The 21,063-nt window shown below is 67.7% G+C and carries 21 protein-coding genes; 10 read left to right on the top strand and 11 right to left on the bottom strand.

Annotated features, from left to right (window positions below; genetic code table 11):
- Nucleotides 1-12 precede the first annotated feature (12 nt).
- Both frr and ABZ420_RS02335 read left to right on the top strand, forming a co-directional pair.
- Nucleotides 13-570 carry a ribosome recycling factor gene (gene frr / locus ABZ420_RS02340; RefSeq protein ID WP_357116249.1) on the top strand — a complete coding sequence of 186 codons (558 nt, stop codon included), beginning with the start codon at nucleotides 13-15 and terminating at the stop codon, nucleotides 568-570.
- 192 nt (nucleotides 571-762) lie between these two features.
- The gene (locus tag ABZ420_RS02335; protein ID WP_357116468.1) at nucleotides 763-1,668 is read left to right on the top strand and encodes a phosphatidate cytidylyltransferase; all 906 of its coding nucleotides are present in this window, start codon (nucleotides 763-765) and stop codon (nucleotides 1,666-1,668) included.
- A gap of 9 nt (nucleotides 1,669-1,677) precedes the next feature.
- Here ABZ420_RS02335 and ABZ420_RS02330 read toward each other — a convergent pair whose 3' ends face one another.
- Nucleotides 1,678-2,022, bottom strand: coding sequence for a lipopolysaccharide assembly protein LapA domain-containing protein (locus tag ABZ420_RS02330; RefSeq protein ID WP_357116247.1), 345 nt, complete (start codon nucleotides 2,020-2,022; stop codon nucleotides 1,678-1,680).
- A gap of 122 nt (nucleotides 2,023-2,144) precedes the next feature.
- On the opposite strand from ABZ420_RS02330, the gene rlmN reads away from it, so the two are divergent.
- Nucleotides 2,145-3,254, top strand: a complete 1,110-nt coding sequence (gene rlmN, locus ABZ420_RS02325; RefSeq protein ID WP_357116245.1) for a 23S rRNA (adenine(2503)-C(2))-methyltransferase RlmN — start codon at nucleotides 2,145-2,147, stop codon at nucleotides 3,252-3,254.
- Between the two features lie 117 nt (nucleotides 3,255-3,371).
- On the opposite strand, the gene ABZ420_RS02320 is transcribed toward rlmN, so the two are convergent.
- On the bottom strand, nucleotides 3,372-3,785 hold the full coding sequence (locus ABZ420_RS02320) for a DUF5997 family protein (RefSeq protein WP_062969812.1): 414 nt from the start codon (nucleotides 3,783-3,785) through the stop codon (nucleotides 3,372-3,374).
- A gap of 162 nt (nucleotides 3,786-3,947) precedes the next feature.
- Here ABZ420_RS02320 and ABZ420_RS02315 point away from each other — a divergent pair, with 162 nt between their 5' ends.
- Complete coding sequence (locus ABZ420_RS02315; RefSeq protein WP_357116242.1) at nucleotides 3,948-4,865, top strand: LysR substrate-binding domain-containing protein; 918 nt, start codon at nucleotides 3,948-3,950, stop codon at nucleotides 4,863-4,865.
- Between the two features lie 58 nt (nucleotides 4,866-4,923).
- Here ABZ420_RS02315 and ABZ420_RS02310 read toward each other — a convergent pair whose 3' ends face one another.
- Nucleotides 4,924-5,238 (bottom strand): hypothetical protein, encoded by a 315-nt coding sequence (locus ABZ420_RS02310; RefSeq protein ID WP_063050691.1) that lies wholly within the window; start codon nucleotides 5,236-5,238, stop codon nucleotides 4,924-4,926.
- Nucleotides 5,239-5,378: 140 nt separating this feature from the next.
- On the bottom strand, nucleotides 5,379-5,645 hold the full coding sequence (locus ABZ420_RS02305; protein ID WP_040868261.1) for a DUF2631 domain-containing protein: 267 nt from the start codon (nucleotides 5,643-5,645) through the stop codon (nucleotides 5,379-5,381).
- Nucleotides 5,646-5,790: 145 nt separating this feature from the next.
- Here ABZ420_RS02305 and dxr point away from each other — a divergent pair, with 145 nt between their 5' ends.
- The 5 genes from dxr (at nucleotide 5,791) to ABZ420_RS02280 (ending at nucleotide 12,466) form a co-directional block, all read left to right on the top strand.
- Nucleotides 5,791-6,930: a 1-deoxy-D-xylulose-5-phosphate reductoisomerase gene (gene dxr / locus ABZ420_RS02300; RefSeq protein ID WP_357116240.1), complete on the top strand. Its 1,140-nt coding sequence runs from the start codon at nucleotides 5,791-5,793 to the stop codon at nucleotides 6,928-6,930.
- Nucleotides 6,931-7,165: 235 nt separating this feature from the next.
- Nucleotides 7,166-8,365, top strand: coding sequence for a M50 family metallopeptidase (locus ABZ420_RS02295; protein WP_357116238.1), 1,200 nt, complete (start codon nucleotides 7,166-7,168; stop codon nucleotides 8,363-8,365).
- Nucleotides 8,366-8,516: 151 nt separating this feature from the next.
- A complete protein-coding gene (gene ispG, locus ABZ420_RS02290) occupies nucleotides 8,517-9,674 on the top strand; it encodes a flavodoxin-dependent (E)-4-hydroxy-3-methylbut-2-enyl-diphosphate synthase (protein WP_357116236.1) in 1,158 nt (385 codons plus the stop codon).
- A gap of 66 nt (nucleotides 9,675-9,740) precedes the next feature.
- A complete protein-coding gene (locus ABZ420_RS02285; protein ID WP_084498823.1) occupies nucleotides 9,741-10,604 on the top strand; it encodes a GNAT family N-acetyltransferase in 864 nt (287 codons plus the stop codon).
- Between the two features lie 74 nt (nucleotides 10,605-10,678).
- On the top strand, nucleotides 10,679-12,466 hold the full coding sequence (locus ABZ420_RS02280) for a penicillin-binding transpeptidase domain-containing protein (protein ID WP_357116234.1): 1,788 nt from the start codon (nucleotides 10,679-10,681) through the stop codon (nucleotides 12,464-12,466).
- Between the two features lie 207 nt (nucleotides 12,467-12,673).
- Here ABZ420_RS02280 and ABZ420_RS02275 read toward each other — a convergent pair whose 3' ends face one another.
- From ABZ420_RS02275 to ABZ420_RS02250, 6 genes are all read right to left on the bottom strand, one after another.
- On the bottom strand, nucleotides 12,674-13,681 hold the full coding sequence (locus ABZ420_RS02275) for a hypothetical protein (RefSeq protein WP_357116232.1): 1,008 nt from the start codon (nucleotides 13,679-13,681) through the stop codon (nucleotides 12,674-12,676).
- A 120-nt stretch (nucleotides 13,682-13,801) separates the two neighbouring features.
- Nucleotides 13,802-17,242, bottom strand: coding sequence for an IPT/TIG domain-containing protein (locus tag ABZ420_RS02270; RefSeq protein ID WP_357116230.1), 3,441 nt, complete (start codon nucleotides 17,240-17,242; stop codon nucleotides 13,802-13,804).
- Between the two features lie 337 nt (nucleotides 17,243-17,579).
- Nucleotides 17,580-17,885, bottom strand: a complete 306-nt coding sequence (locus ABZ420_RS02265; RefSeq protein WP_040868226.1) for a hypothetical protein — start codon at nucleotides 17,883-17,885, stop codon at nucleotides 17,580-17,582.
- Nucleotides 17,882-18,319, bottom strand: a complete 438-nt coding sequence (locus ABZ420_RS02260; RefSeq protein ID WP_357116228.1) for a hypothetical protein — start codon at nucleotides 18,317-18,319, stop codon at nucleotides 17,882-17,884. Before ABZ420_RS02260 ends, ABZ420_RS02265 begins: the two co-directional genes overlap by 4 nt.
- Entirely contained in the window at nucleotides 18,316-18,537 is a 222-nt protein-coding gene (locus tag ABZ420_RS02255) for a hypothetical protein (protein ID WP_357116226.1), read from the bottom strand. The genes ABZ420_RS02260 and ABZ420_RS02255 overlap by 4 nt, the downstream gene beginning before the upstream one ends.
- A 782-nt stretch (nucleotides 18,538-19,319) precedes the next feature.
- Nucleotides 19,320-20,051, bottom strand: coding sequence for an IPT/TIG domain-containing protein (locus ABZ420_RS02250; protein ID WP_357116224.1), 732 nt, complete (start codon nucleotides 20,049-20,051; stop codon nucleotides 19,320-19,322).
- A 511-nt stretch (nucleotides 20,052-20,562) separates the two neighbouring features.
- Between ABZ420_RS02250 and ABZ420_RS02245 the strand changes: the two genes are divergently transcribed.
- Nucleotides 20,563-20,793 carry a hypothetical protein gene (locus ABZ420_RS02245; RefSeq protein WP_357116222.1) on the top strand — a complete coding sequence of 77 codons (231 nt, stop codon included), beginning with the start codon at nucleotides 20,563-20,565 and terminating at the stop codon, nucleotides 20,791-20,793.
- Nucleotides 20,794-20,865: 72 nt separating this feature from the next.
- On the opposite strand, the gene ABZ420_RS02240 is transcribed toward ABZ420_RS02245, so the two are convergent.
- On the bottom strand, nucleotides 20,866-21,042 hold the full coding sequence (locus tag ABZ420_RS02240; protein WP_357116220.1) for a hypothetical protein: 177 nt from the start codon (nucleotides 21,040-21,042) through the stop codon (nucleotides 20,866-20,868).
- Nucleotides 21,043-21,063 lie beyond the last annotated feature (21 nt).

The following is a 21,063-nucleotide window of genomic DNA, read 5'->3' as shown; positions in this document are numbered from 1 at the left end:
GAGGAAACGGTCGTGATTGAAGAAGCGCTCTTCGACGCCGAGGAGAAGATGGAAAAGGCCGTCTCGGTAGCGAAGGACGATCTCGGAACCATTCGTACCGGGCGGGCGAATCCGGGCATGTTCTCCCGGGTCGTGGTCGACTACTACGGATCGCCGACCCCGATCACCCAGATGTCCAGCATCACGGTGCCGGAGCCGCGCATGGTCGTGATCAAACCTTACGAGGCAGGCCAGCTCGGCGCGATCGAGACGGCGATCCGCAACTCGGATCTCGGGGTCAACCCCACCAACAACGGCGACATCATCCGGATCTCGGTGCCGCAGTTGACCGAGGAGCGCCGCCGTGAACTCGCCAAGCAGGCGAGGGGCAAGGGTGAGGACGCGAAGGTCGCCATCCGCAATGTCCGTCGCAAGGCGATGGACGAACTGTCTCGTATCCAGAAGGATGGCGAGGCGGGCGAGGACGAGGTCGGGCGCGCCGAGAAGGAACTCGACAAGACCACCGCCAAGTATGTCGGCCAGGTCGACGAATTGGTCAAGCACAAGGAAACCGAACTGCTCGAGGTCTGACGCGGATCGGTCGGCAGGCGGGACGGGTCCGGAGGAGGCCAGATCACCGCGAGTGCCGGCGGAACAGCGCCAAGGCCCGCCCGGGCGGGGGACGAACGGAACGACGAGTTGAGCGACGGGACAATCGTGGCCGAGAACGCCGCCGCGACCGGTGCGGCAGAGGAGCCGCCGGTGAACGGGACAGCCGATGCGATGCGACAGCACCCGCACGACGCTGGTGCGTCCGGTCATGAACCGTTACGCGGCCCCGCGGCATCCGAACCCGCTCCCGCGTCGAAAGGTTCGCGCGCGGGCCGGAATCTGCCCGCCGCGCTGACCGTCGGCTTCGGCCTGGGGCTTTCGCTGATCGCGATCCTGCTGTTCGTGCCGAAAGTGTTCATCGGCGTCGCGGCGGCCGGGGTCGGCGTGGCCACCTGGGAGGTCGCCAAGCGGCTGCGCGAGGCCGACGTGCTCGTCCCGCGGGTTCCGCTGATCGCGGGTGGCCAGGCTGTGTTCTGGCTGGGCTGGCCGTACGGGGCCAGCGGCGTCGCGGGCGCGTTCGCCGCCACCACGCTGATCTGCATGATATGGCGGCTGTTCGATCACGGCTTGCGGACCGCGCCGCGAAACTTCTTGCGCGACACGGCCATCACGGTATTCACGCTGGCCTGGATCCCCTTGCTGGCCTCGTTCGCCACGCTGCTGCTGCTCGAGCCGGACGGCAATCTGCGGGTGCTGACCTTCATGATCCTGGTGGTCTGCTCCGATGTCGGCGGTTACGTGGCGGGCGTGCTGTTCGGCAAGCATCCGATGGTGCCATCGATCAGCCCGAAGAAGTCGTGGGAGGGTTTCGCCGGTTCGCTGGTGTTCAGCGTGATCGGCGGTCTGCTCACGGTGACGTTGCTGCTGGAGGCCAACTCGATGATCGGCGTCGTGCTCGGCGTCGGCCTGGTGCTGGTGGCCACCTGCGGCGATCTGATCGAATCGCAGATCAAGCGCGAACTCGGCATCAAGGACATGGGCACCTTGCTGCCGGGTCACGGGGGCATCATGGACCGCCTCGACTCCATGCTTCCTTCGGCGTTCGTCTCCTGGCTGGTGCTGTCGACGCTGCTGTGATCGGGCGCGTCAGACTTTCTTGGCCGCCTTCCGCAACTGCAGGATGCGAACGCCGCCCACCGAGGCCATGACGAGTGCCCCGCCGATCATCGACAGCAGCACGGTGACGCCGAGCGGCAGCGAGAAGTCCCAGAAGAAGAAGTGCACCTGGATCTGCTCCAAGTTCTGCAGGATGAAGATCAGCAACAGGACCAGGATCAAGACGCCGGTGACCAGTCCGCTCCAGGCGTAACCGGTGCGTGAGGACAGTGATTTCTTGACAGGGGCGACAGGCGGGGCGCCCGGCGGCGTCGTGCGTTGGCGCTGCGACAGGTCCGGGTCGGGCTCCGTCGGGTATTCGGGGTGCGTGGACATATCTCGATCATGGCCGACAGCTATCGTGGCCGCGAGTATTTCCCGGCGACCAACCGGGTATGTCGGGCCCGACTGTGGTCGAGTGCCCGGGTAGTTCCGGCGGATGGGAGAATGGAGCAACTATGACCGTCTCCCTGCCCCTGGTTTTCGACGCTCCGCGCCGTGGCATGCCGCCTCGGCATCTCGCCGACCTCGATGCCGAGGGCAGGCGCGCGGCCGTCGAGGAACTGGGCCTGCCGAAATTCCGCGCCGACCAGATCGCGCGCCAGTACTACGCGCGATTGCAGGCCGATCCGGCGCGGATGACCGATCTGCCCGCCGCGGTGCGGGAGAAGATCGGCGAGGCGCTGTTCCCGCCGTTGTTGAGCGTGGTCAAGCACGTGGCGTGCGACGCGGGGGAGACCCGCAAGACATTGTGGCGCGCGGGCGACGGGACGCTGCTGGAAAGCGTCCTGATGCGCTACCCGGACCGTGCGACCTTGTGCATCTCCAGCCAGGCCGGTTGCGGCATGGCGTGCCCGTTCTGCGCCACCGGTCAGGGCGGGCTCAACCGCAACCTGTCCACCGCCGAGATCGTCGACCAGGTGCGTGCCGCTGCCGCGGCGCTGCGGGACGGCGAAGTGGCGGGCGGGCCCGGCAGGCTGTCCAACATCGTCTTCATGGGCATGGGCGAGCCGCTGGCCAACTACAAGCGGGTGGTCGCGGCGGTCCGCCGGATCACCTCGCCCGCGCCGGACGGCCTCGGCATCTCCCAGCGCAACGTCGTGGTCTCGACCGTCGGTCTCGCTCCTGCCATCCGCAAGCTGGCCGACGAGGAATTGTCGGTCACGCTCGCGGTCTCGCTGCACACACCCGACGACGAACTGCGCGACACCCTCGTCCCGGTCAACAATCGCTGGCCGATCGCCGAGGTGCTCGACGCGGCCCGCTACTACGCGGACAAGACCGGCCGCCGCGTCTCGGTCGAGTACGCGCTCATCCGCGACATCAACGACCATCCGTGGCGCGCGGACATGCTGGGTGAGAAGCTGCACAAGGCGCTCGGCTCCCGCGTGCACGTCAACGTCATCCCGCTCAACCCCACGCCCGGCTCTAAGTGGGACGCCAGCCCCAAGCCGGTCGAGCAGGAGTTCGTCCGTCGCGTCAACGCCCAGGGCGTGCCCTGCACGGTCCGCGACACCCGCGGCCAGGAAATCGCCGCCGCCTGCGGTCAGCTGGCTGCGGAGAACTGAGACGCCGCAGGCCGATGTGACCGCTCGAGCGGCCGCGTCGGCCGAAGTCGCGCACACGCTTGCGCTGCCCGGCAGCGAGGTTCGGAGCGTCTCGACGGCCGGTGTCGGATGACCCCGCTAACCGCGGTTCTTCGCCGGGCGGTTGGTGGCGGCGCGGCGTTCGGCTTCTTTCGCCTTGATACGGGCGTCCTCCGCGCGGACCGCGGCATAGTTCTCGCGCTCGCGCACGAGCCATTCCGGCGGGTCGGCGAGCAGCGCGTCGATCTCGTCGGCGGTGAGGTGGTCGGAGACCTCGGCGCGGGTCAAGCCGGTGTTGGAGACGCCGAGCTTGCGGGCCACCACATCGCGGGGAAACGGGCCGGTGCGGCGCAATTCGGTGAGCCACTCGGGGGGATCGTTGCGCAGCGCGTCCAGCTGAGCGCGAGAGATCGGCGCGTTGCGGAACTCCTCGGGCGCGGCCGGAAGGTAGATGCCGAGTTTGTTCGCCGCCGTCAACGGCTTCATCGTCTGCGGTTTCTTGTCCGGGCTCACCGGGACAGCCTAACGGGCGCCGCCGGACGGATTCGTCCGCAGCCCCGCCTCGCCGACGCGGAGGCGGGGCGGCCGCTGGACGGGCGTCGCCGCGTATGCGGGGCAGCCGGCTATCCGGCGGCGCGAGCGGCCCACATCGCCAGGTGGCATACGCTTCCACGAATGAGCCGGTTGGAGTCGATCGATGTCGTGCGCCTGCGCTGGTTCGTCGCGGTCGCGCAGGAGTTGCACTTCGCGCGCGCGGCGAAATCGCTGCACATCTCGCGTCAGAAGCTGAGCCATACCGTCATCGACTTGGAAAACGAACTCGGCACGAAGCTTTTCGTGCCCGGCGCGCAACCGACCCGGCTCACCGACGACGGACGGGAGTTACTGGAGCAGGCGCGTGAGATCATCGGCCGGACCGAGTCCGCGGCGCGACGGCCGGAGGCTCCGGCCGCCCTGCGGGTGGGTTTCGTGCCGGGCGTCACGGTGTCCAAATGGACCCGGATCTGGGCCGAGCGCTTCCCCGACACCCCGCTCGAGGTGATCGCGCTGGTGCAGGCGGAACAGGAGACGGCCCTGCGGGAGGCGCACGTCGACATGTGCTTCGTCCGGCTGCCGATCGATCGCGAAGGCATGAGCGCGATCCCGCTCTATCGGGAGGTTCCCGTCGTCGTGGTGCAGAAGGAACACCCGCTCTCGGTGTTCGACGAGGTACGCATGAACGACCTGGCCGACGAGCATGTGCAGGACACCTCGGATCTCGACGCGGTCGGTGGCGCGCTGGAACTCGTCGCCGCGGCAGGGGGCGCGGCCATCGTGCCGCACTCGCTGGCTCGCCTGCACCATCGCCGCGACCTCGTCTATCGCACGATGCTCGACGTCCCGGATACCGAAATCGCGCTGGCCTGGCCCGCCGATCGCACCACCGATCCGGTCGAGGATTTCATCGGCGTCGTGCGCGGCCGCTCCGAGCGAAGCTCACGAGCCGCCGCCCGCCCCGACCAGAACGAGCCACGCAAGAAGCCCCCGGCCGAGAAGCGGAGCGGTCGTGCGGGTCCTGCCGCGAAGAAACCCGCGCGGCGGCGCGGGCGCTAGCCGATTCGTGCTCAGGGGGTGGCGGCGCGAACCCCGGCCGGTCCGCGCCGCCCGGCGATCAGCCCTTACAAACCCGGTTCAGTTCGTCGGTCGCGGCGTCCATGTTCGCGACCTTGTCATCGGTGAGGGCGTGGGCGTAGGCGGCGATGGCGGCCTTCTCCGCGCCTTCGGCCTCGATGGCCGAGAGCTTGGTGGCCAGCGACTGCTGCACGGTCGGGTCCAGATTCCCGCCCGACTCGTCGATGGCGGCGTTGATCGCGTCGATGGCCGCGCCGCACGCCGGTGACTGGGCGTGCGCGGGCGCGGCGGGCAGCAACAGCAGCGAACCGAACGCGCTCGCGGCGAGCAGGGCGGCCGAACAGGTCTTGATCATTGCGTCCTAAGGGTTGTGCGGACAGAGAACAGAGGTCCGCGACCCGGCTGGGACGCGGACCTCGGACGCACACGGTACCGGCTGCCTGCGCACGGTACAGGACGAATGAAGTTGTGCGAGAAGACTTTCCGGATGGAGATCTAGCGCGGCTTGCGTTGCAGCAGGGAGTCGCGGATCAGGATGCCCGCGATCAGGGCGGCGAAGCCGACCAGGAAGATGTCCTCGATCTTGCCGCTGTGGTTGCCGACCAGCATGGCCAGCAGGATCAGCGCGACGATCCAGCCCGCGATCCGGAAGGTGCGACGCGACTCGCCGCTCCAACCCCAGGCGGCGGAGGGAACTTCGGCGGGATCCACGCGAGTGACGACGCGCTCGGTGTCGGCGTGTTCGAGTTCCGTGGCGGCCACGATCGCTCCTTAGCTGTTCCTTGTACCGCGATTCCGGTACGCACTCGATGAGCTGCTGCCGCATATCGTGACATACGACGGCGCGTCGTTGTAAGTCGGCCCGCGCCCCGTCGGACGCGTTCCGGCGGTAGGACACAATGAAGTCGTGTCCGACATCGTGAGAGTCCTGCTCCTGGGCAGCACCGGATCCATTGGCACCCAAGCGCTCGAGGTGATCGCCGCCAATCCCGACCGCTTCGAGGTGGTCGGACTCGCCGCGCGCGGCGGCAACACCGAGCTGCTCGCCGCCCAGATGGCCGCGACGGGCACGCGCAATGTCGCCGTCGCCGATCCGGCCGCGGCCCAGCGGCTGGACCTCCCGCTGGGCGGCCCGGGGGCGGTGACCGAGCTGGTGCGCCGCACCGAGGCGGACGTCGTGCTCAACGCCCTGGTCGGTTCGCTCGGGCTGGAACCGACACTGGCCACCCTCCAGTCGGGCACCCGCCTCGCCCTGGCCAACAAGGAATCCCTGGTGGCGGGCGGTTCCCTGGTCACACGCGCCGCCGCCCCCGGGCAGATCGTCCCGGTGGACTCGGAACACTCCGCGCTGGCGCAGTGCCTGCGCGGCGGCCGCGCAGACGAGGTCGACCGGCTGGTGCTCACCGCGTCCGGCGGCCCGTTCCGCGGCTGGACCGCCGACATGCTCGAGTCGGTGGGGCCCGCCGAGGCCAAGGCCCATCCCACCTGGTCGATGGGCCTGATGAACACCCTGAACTCGGCCTCGCTGGTGAACAAGGGGCTCGAGCTGATCGAGACCCACCTGCTGTTCGGGATTCCCTACGACCGCATCGACGTCACCGTCCACCCCCAGTCGATCGTGCATTCGATGGTCACCTTCACCGATGGCTCCACGCTCGCCCAGGCCAGTCCGCCGGACATGAAGCTGCCCATCGCGCTGGCGCTCGGCTGGCCGGACCGGGTGCCGGGCGCGGCCGCCGCCTGCGATTTCGGCACCGCCTCCACTTGGACGTTCGAACCGGTCGACAACGGTGTCTTCCCCGCGGTCGAGCTGGCCCGTGCGGCCGGGCAGGCGGGAGGCAGCGTCACCGCGGTCTACAACGCCGCCAACGAGGTCGCGGTGCAGGCTTTCCTGGACGGAGCCATCCGCTTCCCGCAGATCGTCGGCACGGTGGCCGCCGCGGTAGAGGCCGCCGAGCAGTGGCGCGCCGAGCCGGATTCGCTCGATGAGGTGCTCGCCGCGGACACCTGGGCGCGGGAGTTCGCCGCCGCCCGGGTACGCGGCTGACACCGTCGCGCGCCGGATCGGACGCGCGAAGCGACGGCGTCCTGGCACACTGAACACACAGGACACGACTTTGTCCGGTTAGGCGTACCTCCGCCTTCGCTCCGGCCATTCGCGGGCTGAAGGCGGACTACGTCCGACAGCACCTATTAAGGTGATCAGAAGTGCTCGCGGCCAGGAGCGGACGCGTGCGTGCGGGATATTCGAGCTGCGCAAACGCAGGAGGGCTGTAGAGCAAATGGTGTTCGCGTTGGGGTTTGTGCTGTTCGCGCTGGGCATCACCGTGTCGATCGCGCTGCACGAATGTGGGCACATGTGGACCGCCCAGGCGACCGGCATGAAGGTGCGGCGCTATTTCATCGGATTCGGACCGAAGATCTTCTCGTTCCGCCGCGGTGAGACCGAATACGGCCTCAAGGCGCTTCCGCTCGGCGGTTTCTGCGATATCGCGGGTATGACGGCGCTCGACGAACTGCGCCCGGAAGAACTCGACCGCGCCATGTACCGCCAGGCCACCTGGAAGCGGCTGGTCGTGATGTCCGGCGGCATCGCGATGAACTTCGTCCTCGGCTTCATTCTGATCGTGGTGCTCGCCATCGGCTGGGGACTGCCGAACCTGAAGGAACCCCCGGCCACCGCGCTGGGCGAGATGAGCTGCGTGCCGCAGGGCAAGCCGGACGGCTCCAGCGAACCGTGCACCGGCACCGGCCCCGCGCAGCGCGCCGGACTGCAGCGCGGCGACATCGTCAAAGAGGTGAACGGCGTCAAGGTGGACACCTGGCGTCAGTTCCAGGCCGAGACGCAGAAGCAGACCGGCCCGTTCACCTACCTCGTCGAGCGGGACGGCCGCACGCTGACCATTCCCGTCACCCCGGAGCGGGTCATCCGGTACCCCGAGGGCGGTGGCGCGGGTCGCGAGGTCGGAGCCATCGGTGTGGCGCCGGAACGCTACGAACCCGTGCAGCACGACCTGCTGGGCGCCGTTCCCGCAGCTGCCGCGTTCACCGGGGACATGTTCGTGCGCACGGTGGACTCGCTGACCGAGATGCCTGCGAAGGTGTCCTCGCTGTGGGACGCGGTCACCGGCGGTGAGCGGGATCCGGAAACCCCGGTCAGCGTGTACGGCGCCAGCAAGATCGGTGGCGAGACCGCGGAACGCGGCCTGTGGAACATGTTCATCCTGGTGCTGGCCAGCCTGAACTTCTTCCTCGGCATCTTCAACCTGCTGCCGTTGCTGCCGCTGGACGGCGGCCACATCGCGGTGGTGATCTACGAGAAGATCCGCAACACCATCCGCGGCTGGAAGGGGCTCGCGCCCGGTGCGCCGGTGAACTACCTGAAGTTGCTGCCCGCCACGTACGTGGTCGTGGTGATCGGCGGCGCTTACATGCTGCTCACCCTGGCCGCCGACATCGTCAACCCGATCAAACTGTTCTGACCGGGGCCGCCGGGCGCGCGGTGCGGCTCGCGACGTAGTCTGGCGCGGTCAACCGGGGAAGCCTTGTCGTTGCTGTCACAAGGTGGGCGTCGTGCGCCAAGGCTAGACTCGGCACCAACCGGCCGGACACGACGAAAGTAGGCAGCCGAAGGTGACCAGCACAATCGGATTGGGGATGCCGACCGCGCCCGCTGCGGTGCTCGCTCCCCGGCGTAAGACCCGCCAGTTGATGGTGGGCAACGTCGGGGTGGGCAGTGATCACCCGATCTCGGTGCAGTCCATGACCACGACGAAGACGCACGATGTGAACGCCACCCTGCAGCAGATCGCGGAGCTCACCGCGTCGGGGTGCGACATCGTGCGGGTGGCCTGCCCGCGTCAGGAGGACGCGGACGCGCTGGCCACGATCGCGGCGAAATCCCAGATTCCGGTGATCGCCGACATCCACTTCCAGCCGCGCTACATCTTCGCGGCGATCGACGCGGGATGCGCGGCGGTGCGCGTCAACCCCGGCAACATCAAGGAGTTCGACGGCCGGGTCGCGGAGGTCGCCAAGGCCGCGGGCGCCGCGGGCATCCCGATCCGCATCGGCGTCAACGCCGGTTCGCTGGACAAGCGGATGATGGAGAAATACGGCAAGGCCACCCCGGAGGCGCTGGTGGAGTCGGCGCTGTGGGAGGCGAGCCTGTTCGAGGAGCACGGGTTCGGCGACATCAAGATCTCGGTCAAGCACAACGACCCGGTGATCATGGTGGAGGCCTACCGTCAGCTGGCCGCGCAGTGCGATTACCCGCTGCACCTCGGCGTCACCGAGGCGGGCCCGGCGTTCCAGGGCACGATCAAGTCGGCGGTCGCGTTCGGCGCGCTGTTGTCGGAGGGCATCGGCGACACGATCCGGGTGTCGCTGTCCGCGCCGCCCGCCGAGGAGGTCAAGGTCGGCGGGCAGATCCTGCAATCGCTGAACCTGCGCCCGCGCAAGCTGGAGATCGTGTCCTGCCCATCCTGCGGGCGCGCCCAGGTCGACGTGTACACGCTGGCCAACGAGGTGACCGCGGGCCTGGAGGGCATGACGGTGCCGCTTCGGGTGGCCGTCATGGGCTGCGTGGTAAATGGACCCGGCGAGGCGCGCGAGGCCGATCTGGGTGTGGCCTCCGGCAACGGCAAGGGCCAGATCTTCGTCAAGGGCGAGGTCATCAAGACCGTCCCGGAGGCGAAGATCGTCGAGACGCTCATCGAAGAGGCGCTGCGCATCGCCGAGGAGATGGGCGAGGACGCGGTCGACGGCGAACCGGTCGTCACCGTCAGCTGAGCGCCGCTCACCAGGGCTTTCGGCATAGCCATACCGCATCGCGCCGGTTCGTGGCAGGCTGTCATCGTGCGGAGTCTGCTGGAGCCGGCGCGACGGGCCAAATATGCCCCTGCGCGGCAGCTCGCTAATCGAGATCTTGCTCAGGTGCTGCGTGTGCTGGATGCCGATCCGGTGGCCTCGTGCATGGTCGCCGCCCGATTGCAGGAGTTCGGCCTGGACAACCGGTGCGGGCAGGGTGAGCTCTGGAGCAGAGGCGGTCCCGCCGAGTCGCTGTGTTTCTCGGGGGCGAACCTGGTGCCGTTGCTGGGGGATCGTGACGCGTTGCGCGCGTTCGCCGATCGTGCGATCCGCTGGCCTCGGATCTGTTCCTCGGTGGTGGGGCGCAGAGAACTGGCGTTGCCGCTGTGGGAGATGCTGTCCGGACACTGGGGCCCGGAGCGGGAGCTACGCGGGGAACAGCCGCTGCTGGCGCTGGCCCAGCCGCCGCTGTCCACGCCCGACCAGGAGGTCCGCCGGGTGCGCCGCGACGAGCTCGATCGCTACCTCTCGGCCGCGATCGCGATGTTCATCGAGGAGGTCGGCGTCGATCCGCGCGCGGGAGACGGCGGACGCGGCTATCGCCGCCGCATCCAGAGCCTGATCGAATCCGGCCGTGCCTGGGCCCGTTTCGAGGACGGGGAAGTGGTCTTCAAAGCCGAGGTCGGATCACTGTCCCGGCGCACGGGCCAGATCCAGGGAGTCTGGGTGCATCCGGATCATCGGGGGAAGGGCCGTGGCACCGCGGGCACCTCGGCGGTCGCCAACGCGGTGGTCGCTTCCGGCCGCACCGCGAGCCTGTACGTGAACGACTACAACGCGATCGCCCGCCGCGCCTACAGCAGGGTCGGGTTTCGCCAGATCGCGACCTTCGCCACCGTCCTGGTCGACTGAACGCGCCTACGGGCACGGCGAATTCCGGAGTGCCGCAGGCATTTGCCCGTCAGTGACTATTACGATCGGTGCCGATGTCGACTCGGACGCTCCTCTCGCTCGCCGTCGCGGCCTTCACGGTGGCCGTCGCCGGTTGTGCGAGCGAGCCACAGGGGCCTGTTCCCGCCGCCGACGCCTTCGTCAAAGCGTTCGCCGAGCATCGGGTGACCGCTGCCGCGCAGCTCACCAACCTGCCGGAGAAGGCGAGCGACGCGTTGCGTTCCGCGTGGGATCAACTTCAGGCCGAACAGCTCACCGCGCGCACCGGGGCGGCGCGCGTGACCGGTGACACCGCGACCGTCGACTACACCTACGAGTGGCGGTTGCCCAAGAACCGGATGTGGAAGTACTCGGGCCAGCTGCAGATGGGCCGCAGCAACGGGCGCTGGATGGTCCGTTGGACCTCCTCCGACATCCACCCCAAACTCGGCGACACCCAGACCATGGCGTTACGGACCAACCCGCCGCCGCGGGCGCGGGTCAACGAGCAGTCCGGCAGCGACGTCATGGTGCCCGGCAAGGTTTCCCGGGTGACGTTCGTCGCGGCCGACGCCGCCGATCCCGCGTCCGTGGCCACCACGCTGGCCGCCGCACTGCACCGCTTCGACAAGTCGCTGACACCGCAGTCGATCCTCGACGAGGCGAAGGCGGCCAAGGGCGCTTACACGGTCGCGCTGCTCAACGAGACCGAATCCGGCCAGGTGACCACCGATCTCATCGGGCTGCCCGGTGTCACGCTGACCCAGCAGTGGGATCTGGTCGCCACCGACCGGGAGTTCGCGCCCGATCTGCTCACCCAGGTGCGCAAGACCGTGATCGCGGAGGTGGACGGCAAGGCGGGGTGGAGCGTGGTCACCATGAACTCCAACGGCGCCGACACCGATGTGCTGATGGAAGTGCCCTCCCAGCCCGCGCCGTCGTTCTCGCTCAGTATCGACCGCAATGTGCAGAACGCCGCCCAGCTCGCCGTGCGGCCGCGTATCGAGCAGACCATGATGGTGGTGCTGCGCCCGTCCACCGGTGCGATTCTGGCGGTCGCGCAGAACAGGGCCGCCGACCGGGACGGTCCCCTCGCGACGATCGGCCAGTACCCGCCCGGTTCGGTGTTCAAGACGGTGACCGCGGCGGCGGCCATGTCGAACGGCCTCGCGACGCCGGATACGGTGCTGCCGTGTCCGAGCCGCATCGTCATCGGCGAGCGGACCATCCCCAACTACAACCTGTTCACCGTCGGCGATGTGCCGATGTCGACGGCCTACGAGCGGTCCTGCAACACCTCGTTCGCCGAACTCGCCAGCGAGCTGCCCGGCCCCGCGCTGCACGAGGCGGCGGCGAAGCTCGGTGTCGGACCCGTCTATTCGGTGGTGGGGCTGCCGACGGCCTCCGGCTCGGTGCCGCCCTCCGACGACCTGATCCAGCGCACCGAGGACGGCATCGGTCAGGGCAGAGTGGTGGTCAGCCCGTTCGGCATGGCGCTCATGGCGGCGACCATCGCGCACGGCTCGGCGCCCGTGCCGTACCTGATCGCTGGGCGCCCCACACAGATCGACGGTGACCTCCCGGCGCTGGCTCCCGACGTCATCGAAGGATTGCGCGCGATGATGCGCAAGGTGGTCGTCGGCGGCACGGCGGAGCGGATCGCCGATCAAGGCGCGGTCTACGGCAAGACCGGCGAGGCCGAAGCGGACGGCGGGTCGCACTCCTGGTTCGTCGGTTACCGTGGCGACATCGCCTTCGCCACGCTGCTGGTCAAAGGCGGCAGTTCCGATAACGCCGTCGCCGTGACACGGGACATGCTTGCGGCGTTGCCCGCCGGTTACTGATAGGTTTTCGCGCCCAAACGGGAAGGACCCAGATCAGGACTTCCCGGTGCCGCGGCACGGGAGAGCGTGCCGCCCGAATCGATATCGGCTGATGATTCAACGGCGTCCTCCTGCCTCGTGCTCGGACCGCGCTGCGGTAGCCGATGCGTCCGCGCGGCCCGGACAGCCGTTGTCGGGACTGTCCGGGCCGACGGGTGTGCGTGCCTTTCAATTCCGCTCGGGCGCAGCGATCAGCAAATGTTCCAAACTGGTCGTCCGGTCCGAATATTCGTCCACGCCGATGACCGCGACGAATTCGCGATCACCGACCCGGTGCTGGAGGGAAAGCCACGAGTTGGCGAGATACCAGCCCGCTCCGGCGGTGCCGCGTGGCCGCAGGCCGCCGCAATAGATCCAATAACGATCTGGATGCTGATCCGCGCTCGGTCGTACTCGCGCGACGATGCCGATATTCCGGTCGTCGTTCGAGTCGTACCGGCTGCCGTCGGTCAACTCCAGACGCACCGCCGCGGAGCCGTCCTCGGTGCCGCTGTCATGGATGGTGAACAGCGGGTTGTCGACGAGGTGCGGATACAACCGGGTGCAGTTGTTACCGCTCAGTCCGAAGCTGATGTACGGACGGTCGTAATGGGTGACCATGTAGCGGTCGCTGCGGACCTCGGCCCGAATACTGGTGTGGCGCTGAAGCAAGGAGAACATGTACAGCAGCCCCCGGAAATCGTTCTCCGCCACCACGGAGGGGATGTCGACGGGACGATCCGGGAAGCCGCCCTCCTGCTTCCCGAATACTCGCCGCCGGGAGATCCCCGCCGCCCGCAGTGCGTCCACGGACGACCTGGTCAGTTCGAACGACGGGTACACCAGAGTGGTTCCCCTGGTGCTCGTCTCCATCCCGAGAAAAGCCTCGAGCCGGACATCGGTGCCGGAATAACCCGGCCCGAGCGATCCCATACCGTCCGGTGTCGAGTTGGCCATCTGGAACAATCCTTCAACCGTCCAGCCGGGAAACATCCGCTCGAGCACCCGGCAGTGATAGTCGCGCGGAAGGCCGATCATACGACCGGACAACCACTGGTAGTACTGCGCTTTCGCCGGCCCATGCCCTGGGGGAATGGGCGGGTCCAGCTGCGCCGCGCAGCGGTCGTACGCGACGAGAAAATCTGGATGACTTTTGAGATGCCGCTCCGCTAGCAGCATCTTCAGTACGGTCGCCAACGGAAACCCCCTTACCCCTGCAGCCTCCGTCGACGGTGACGGAGACTCTTTGTATTGGCTCAACCGCAACGAAACTGGGCCGCCGGCAAAAGCGCGCCGACGGCCCAGCCACATCAGCCGTCAGATGTAGATGAATGGGAGACCATTACTGGTTCCTCCGGAGCTGGTCGCGGTGATTTGCACTGTTCCCGTTCCGGCGGGAGTGACGGCGGTGATCTGCGTTGCGGAATCGACGGTGAACGAAGTTGCCGGTGTGCCTCCGAAGTCGACGGAGGTGGTGCCTGTCAGGTTCGTCCCGGTGAGGACGACTGTCGTTCCACCGGCCGCCGGTCCTACATTCGGAAGCACGACCGAGAGGGCCGGGATCGCGATGTAGGTGTAGGCGAGGCCGTTGCTGGTTCCGCCGGAGGTGGTGGCGGTGACTTGCACCGTACCGGTCCCGGCGGGTGCTACGGCGGTGATCTGGGTGGCGGAGTCGACGGTGAACGAGGTCGCCGGTGTACCACCGAAGTCGACCGTGGTGACGCCGGTCAGGCCCGTGCCGGTGAGGACGACGGTTGTTCCGCCGGATGCCGAGCCCAGATTCGGCACCGCCGTGGTCAGGGTGGGCACCGCGACGTAGGTGTAGAGCACGCCGTTGGTGGTCCCGCCCGGAGTGGTGGCGGTGATTTGCACGATGCCGGTTCCCGCCGGTGCGACGGCGGTGATCTGGGTGGCGGAGTCGACGGTGAACGAGGTCGCCGGTGTGGCACCGAAGTTGACCGCCGTGGTGCCGCTCAGATTTGTTCCGGTGAGGACGACGGTCGTGCCGCCGGAGACCGAGCCCAGATTCGGCACCGTCGTGGTGAGGGTGGGAAGCGCGACGTAGGTGTAGGCCACGCCGTTACTGGTTCCGCCCGCGGTGGTCGCGGTGATTTGCACGGTCCCGGTCCCCGCCGGTGCGACGGCCGTGATCTGCGTGTCGGAGCCGACGATGAACGAGGTCGCCGGTGTACCACCGAAGTTCACCGCGGTAGCGGTGGACAGACCCGTCCCGGTGAGGACGACGATCGTGCCTCCCGACACCGGGCCCACATTCGGCACCGCCGTGGTGAGCGCGGGGACCGGGATGTAGGTGTAGGCCAGGCCGTTGCTGGTTCCGCCGGCCGTGGTCGCCGTGATCTGCACGGTCCCGGTTCCCGCCGGTGCGACGGCGGTGATCTGGGTTGCGGAGTTGACGGTGAACGAGGTTGCCGGTGTGGCGCCGAAGTTCACCGCGGTCGTTCCGGTCAGGCCCGTGCCGGTGAGGACGACGGTTGTTCCGCCCGATTCCGTGCCCACATTCGGCAGGTCCGTGACGAGCGTGGGCACCGCGATGTAGGTGTAGGCGACGCCGCTGCTGGTTCCGCCCGGGGTGGTGACGGTGAGCTGCACGGTCCCGGTTCCCGCCGGAACGATGGCCGTGATCTGGGTTGCGGAGTTGACGGTGAACGAGGTCGCCGGTGTGGCACCGAAGTTCACCGCGGTCGCTCCGGTCAATCCGGTGCCGGTGATGATCACCGTCGTGCCACCGGTCGCCGGGCCCACATTCGGCACCACCGTGGTGACGGCGGGTACTGGAATGTAGGTGTAGGCGACGCCGCTGCTGGTTCCGCCGGGGGTGGTGACGGTGAGCTGCACGGTGCCGGTTCCCGCTGGTGCGATGGCGGTGATCTGGGTTGCGGAGTTGACGGTGAACGAGGTCGCCGGTGTGGCACCGAAGTTCACCGCGGTTGTTCCGGTCAGACCTGTTCCCGTGATGACGACCGTCGTGCCGCCTGCTTCCACGCCCGCGTTCGGCACCACCGCGGTGACGGTGGGCAGTGCGACGTAGGTGTAGGCGACGCTGTTACTGGTTCCGCCCCCGGTGGTGACGGTAACTCCGACGGTCCCCGTTCCCGCCGGTGCGACGGCGACGACTTGGGTGTCGGAGACGACGACGAACGAGGTTGCCGGTGTGGCACCGAAGTTGACCGAGGTCGCTCCGGTGAATCCGCTTCCGGTGATGACGACCGTCGTCCCGCCGGTGACCGGTCCCACGCTCGGAACCGCCGTGGTGATGGCGGGCACCGCGACGTAGGTGTAGGCCAACCCGTTGCTGACACCACCCGCGGTCGTGACGGTGACTGCCACGGTCCCGGTTCCCGCCGGCGCGACGGCGGTGATCTGGGTTGCGGAGTTGACGGTGAACGAGGCCGCCGGTGTGGCGCCGAAGTTCACCGCGGTCGCTCCGGTGAGCCCGGTTCCGGTGATGACGACCGTCGTCCCGCCGGTGACCGGTCCTACGTTCGGCACCAGCGTGGTCAGCGCGGGGACCGGGATGTAGGTGTAGGCGAGGCCGTTGCTGGTTCCGCCGGGTGTCGTGACGGTGACCTGCACGGTCCCGGTCCCGGCCGGCGCGACCGCCGTGATCTGGGTAGCCGAGTTGACGGTGAACGAGCTCGCCGGTGTGCCACCGAAACTGACCGCCGTCGCACCCGTCAGATTCGTTCCCGTGATGATGACCGTCGTCCCCCCGGTGACCGGACCGGTGTTCGGCACCAACGTGGTGATGGCGGGCACCGCGACGTAGGTGAAGGGGAGGCCGTTGCTGGTCCCGCCGGGTGTCGTGACGGTGACCTGCGCGGTCCCCGTTCCGGCCGGTGCGACGGCGGTGATCTGGGTATCGGAGTTGACGGTGAACGAGGTCGCCGGTGTGCCACCGAAACTGACCGATGTGGCAGTCGACAGGCCCGTTCCGGTGATGACGACCGTGGTTCCGCCGGTTGTCGGTCCGGTATTGGGTGCGAGGCTGGTCAGCGCGGGAACACCGGCGTAGGTGTAGGTGACGCCGTTGCTGGTTCCACCCGAGCCGGTGACCGTCACCTGCACGCTGCCCGTTCCGGGCGGTGCGACGGCGGTGATCTGAGTGGGGGAATTGACCGTGAAGATGGTTGCGGTACTGCCGAACCGGACAGTCAACGGGCCGGTGAACCCCGTGCCGGTGATCGTGACGGTGTTGCCGCCCGAGGCGGGCCCGGCGGTCGGCGAGATTGCGGTGATGGTCGGTACGACGACGTAGATGAACGGCACCGCACCGCTGGTTCCACCCGGTCCGGTCACCGTGACCGGCACGATCCCCGTTCCGGCAGGTGTGACGGCCGTGATCTGCGTGTCGGAGTTGACCGTGAACGAAGTCGCCGGGGTGCTACCGAAGTTGACCGCGGTGGCGCCCGTGAAGCCCGACCCGGTGAGGGTGACCGTCGTACCGCCCCCGGTGGAGCCCTGATTGGGACTGATGCTGTTCAGCGCGGGGACCGGCACATAGGTGTAGGCGACCCCATTGCTCGTTCCGCCCGAGTTGGTGACGGTGACCTGCACCGTACCCACCGATCCGGCGGGAGCGATCGCCGTGATCTGCGTAGGGGAGTCGATGGTGAAAGTGGTCGCGGTGCTACCGAACCGGACGGTCATGGGGCCGGTGAATCCGGTACCCGTGATCGTGACGTTGGTTCCCCCCGTGGTCGGTCCTGAAGTCGGGGAGAGGGAAGTGATGGTAGGCATGACGCTGCCTCCTTGTCGCCGTGGTGATAATTCCTCTGCACCGGGGGGCGCCCGCCGCTGTTCAGCAGCCCGGCTATCTCCATTAACTCCTTTGAATCGGTGCCTGGCAACGTGTCTGACGATCCGATTTGGTCCGTTTTCGGATTGGTAACGGCGCGTCGCGTTGTGACGCGAACGTCCTGGCAGACGTTGTGACAGCGTTGTTTTCGGCAGGGCTTCGCCACGGCTGCCGGAGGGCGCGCCGACGATCGGCCCGCCGAGAAACACGGTGCTGGCGAACGATGGGCGACCAACCGGAAGGTCCGTCAGCGTTCCGCCCGAAAAGCGGCTTCTCGCGTTACAGGAACAGCTCCGGTGGGTCGTCGAATTCGATGCCCGCCTGCCGGGCCCGGGTCACCATCTTGCGATCCCACTCGCGGTGCACCCGCAGCGCCATGCGGAACTCGCCCATCTGCTCGGACATCTGCTGGGTCTGCGAAATGGCGAGGTCACTCAGGACTTTCGCCGCGTCGGCCTTGGTCTTCGTCATGTGAGCGTCGACGTCGCCGCGCTTGAACCACGCGGTGACCGCCGCCGACAGCACCGACGAACTGGCGATGAGCACCAGTGCCGCGAAGATCGGCGACTGCTGGATGATGTTCATGGCGCCACTCGGCTCTTCACCGCGCGCAGCGCCCGGACGTCCTGCAGTACCTGTCGGCGCTTCCACAGGAACGCGATGCCCAACGCGATGGGCAGCGGTCCTCCGAGAACCGTGGCCGGACCGATGGTTCGGTGCTGGATCTGCAACAACAGCAGTTGCGCACCGAAGGCCACCAGTGACCAGCCGAGCGCCCCCAGGCCCACCTGCTCGACCAGGTAGCCCCAGACGCGGCGGGCGAACAGACCGACCAGCGTCGCGACGCAGCCGATCAACATGAGGACGAGCCACAGCGTGCGGAATCCGGATGGCATGGCCGTGGTCGCCGATGCAGGCGCCGGGCCGTAGATGCACTGCAACAGCATCGAGACGCCGAACACAGCGCACAGCACCACCTCGAACGGGTCGTGGCGGGTCCTTTCCTTCGGGGTCCTCATGCTGGTTCACCGCTGTCCGGTGGCGCCGGGCTGACCCGGTGGCGCGCCGACTCGACCGCGGGGAGGCCCAAAGCAGCCGTGACGATGGCGAGGACGAAACCCGAGAGGTCGGACGAGAGGACGCCCTTGGTGACCCCGTAGCCGATCAGCGCCGCCAGCAGCGGGTACAGCAAGGCGCGGACGGGCTCACTGTGCAGGATGGTGATTACCTTGTTCATCGGTTCTTCCCTTTCTTTCTTGTTGTGGCACCGACGGTGCCGTCGGCCGATCGCGGACTCCGCCGTCCGAAAGCTGTGCGTTCGTGAGGTTGGTCGGCTTCCGGCGATCCGGGAGTTCGGACCGCGTTTCGCGGAGTGCGCCCGCGTTGTGGGAACTAGTTGAACCCGTGTGCGGTGGAGGAGGGTTGGTGGTCCGGCGCTGCGGCCCGTGCCGGAGCGGTGCCGTCCACTGCAATGCCGGTTGTCGCCGTGCCGCGAGGACCCCGCGAGTTCTGTCCCGAGGACGGGGAGAGGAATGTAGGCATAACGCTGCCTCTCTGTTTGCTGGTTCCTCCGTGCCGGGGGTGTCCGACGGTAGTCGTGAACCGGTTAACTCCGTTATGCCGCAGGATCTGCGGGTCGGCAACGCGTCGGATGATCCGTTTTTGTCCGTTTTCCAGATTGTTGCCAGGTATTGACCAGCGCTGGGGCTCCAGCGCGAACGCATCGTGCGGCATTGCCGCAGCGCCGATCTCGTCGGCGTGGCCGGGCGGGTGGTCGACTGCGAATTCCGCTGTCTCGTGCTTCCCGCGAAACACTCTCTCGTGCAACGCTTGTCGCTGTATCTCTGCCCGTCTCCGCGGCTACGAGATCGTGTCCGCTCCTCGGCGCCGGTGTGAGGAGAGCTCCAGATGATGCTGGTCGGTCTGTTCAATACGGGCTCGGGAGGGTTTGGAGCCACTCGGACCCAACGCGATTGGGCCGCCGCCGGAATCCCGGCGACGGCCCGTGAGCTGTCTCGATCAGGCGTAGGTGTAGGTCAGGCCGTTACTGGTGCCGCCGGAGCCGGTGACGGTCACCTGAACGTCTCCGGCCGCGTGCGCCGGGGCGATGGCGGTGATCTGCGTCGACGAGTCGATCGTGAAGGTCGTCGCGGTGCTGCCGAACCGTACCGTCAGCGGACCGGTGAACCCGGTGCCGGAGATCGTGACGCTGTTCCCGCCCGACGTGGGGCCCGAAGCCGGGACGATCGCCGTAATGGTGGGCACCACGACGTAGATGAAGGAAATCCCGTTGCTGGTGCCACCCGGAGCGGTGACGGTGACCGCCACGATCCCCGTACCCGCCGGGGCGACGGCCGTGACCTGCGTGTCCGAGTCGACGGTGAACGAAGTCGCCGGTGTGCTACCGAAAGTGACCGCCGTGGCCCCCGTCAGTCCCGAGCCGGTGAGGGTGACCGACGTCCCGGCGGGCCCTTGGCCGGGGGCGATGGAGTTCAAGGTCGGCACGGCGAGATAGGTGTAGGTGGCTCCATTGCTGGTACCGCTCGAGTCGGAGACCGTCACCTGTACCGGACCGGCCGACCCCGCAGGAGCGACGGCCGTGATCTGGATCGCGGAGTCGATGGTGAAAGTCGTTGCGGTGGAGCCGAAGCGCACCGTCAGCGGGCCGGTGAATCCCGTACCGGCAATGGTGACGCTGGTGCCGCCCGTCGTGGGGCCCGAGGTCGGGGTGATAGCAGTGATAGTGGGCACGGCGATGCCTCCTGGTTTCCGTGGAGATCGGTTCTCTGTACCGGGCGGTGCCCCGACTCACTCTGTGGCCCGGCGTATCCCATAGCACTCCGCCGCGGCTACCTCGGCAATACGTCGACCACTCCGTTTTTGTCCGGTTTGTTTCCGGTGTCGAGAGTGGGTCTGACGCATCAGGCGTCTCGTTGATGAGGTGGCAGCTCAGGGGGTGCGCCGGATGCGCCGGGACCGCCGCCGGACTCCGCCACCTGCTCGAGAGCGTTATCGTGGACCAGGTCGTGCTGTCCGAGCACATTGCGTCTGAGGGGGATTCGTCGATTGTGTTGATCGATACCGGAATCGGGGTACGGGGGAGACCAGTCGGACTCGGCTGGTCTCCCATCGATGCACGGGTGGGCGGCGCCCGCCGAACTGCTCGGGGAGGCATTGGAGCGTGAACGGTCAGCCGCCACTGCTCCCCGCCGGTCCGGGTCGGGTCCTCGACGTCAAGGCGGTCCTTGACGGAACCGTGGACATGCGCACCTATTCCCGAAAATATCTGGTCATCTGCGCGCAGCCACGCCGGGGTCTTGCCTGGGACTCAGGCCTGCTGAAGGCCGACCATCACGGGAACTTGTCCCGTCTGACCTCGTGCATCGAATGGTTGGACGTGTACTTCGGCTGGGAACTGGTGAGCGTCTTCACCCGCCAGGTGGACAAGTACTACATCCACCACGCGATGCTCCGGCGTCGAGACCCGAATTAGAGCCTCGCTTGGCCGATCCGGCTGCGCAGTTCGGCGACAATGGTCGGTCGAAGAACGCACAGCCGTCGGGCCCTACGCCCGTCGGTCGGCAATGGTTCGCTTGGCGGCGATCCAGCGGCCGCTCGGTTTCGTCGCGGCGAGGACAAGAGCGATCAGCACGGGCGTCGCAAGAGTGAGCAAGGCCGGTTCCCCCGTGTGCACGACCATGGCGACGACGTAGATCACTCCGAGCCCGGAATCGATGATCACCAGCAGATGACCGGCGTGGTG

This window comes from Nocardia sp. NPDC005745 (assembly GCF_040630775.1).
GTDB lineage: Bacteria > Actinomycetota > Actinomycetes > Mycobacteriales > Mycobacteriaceae > Nocardia.
Note: the sequence above shows the minus strand (reverse complement) of the source record. Positions and strands in the feature narration are given on the sequence as shown.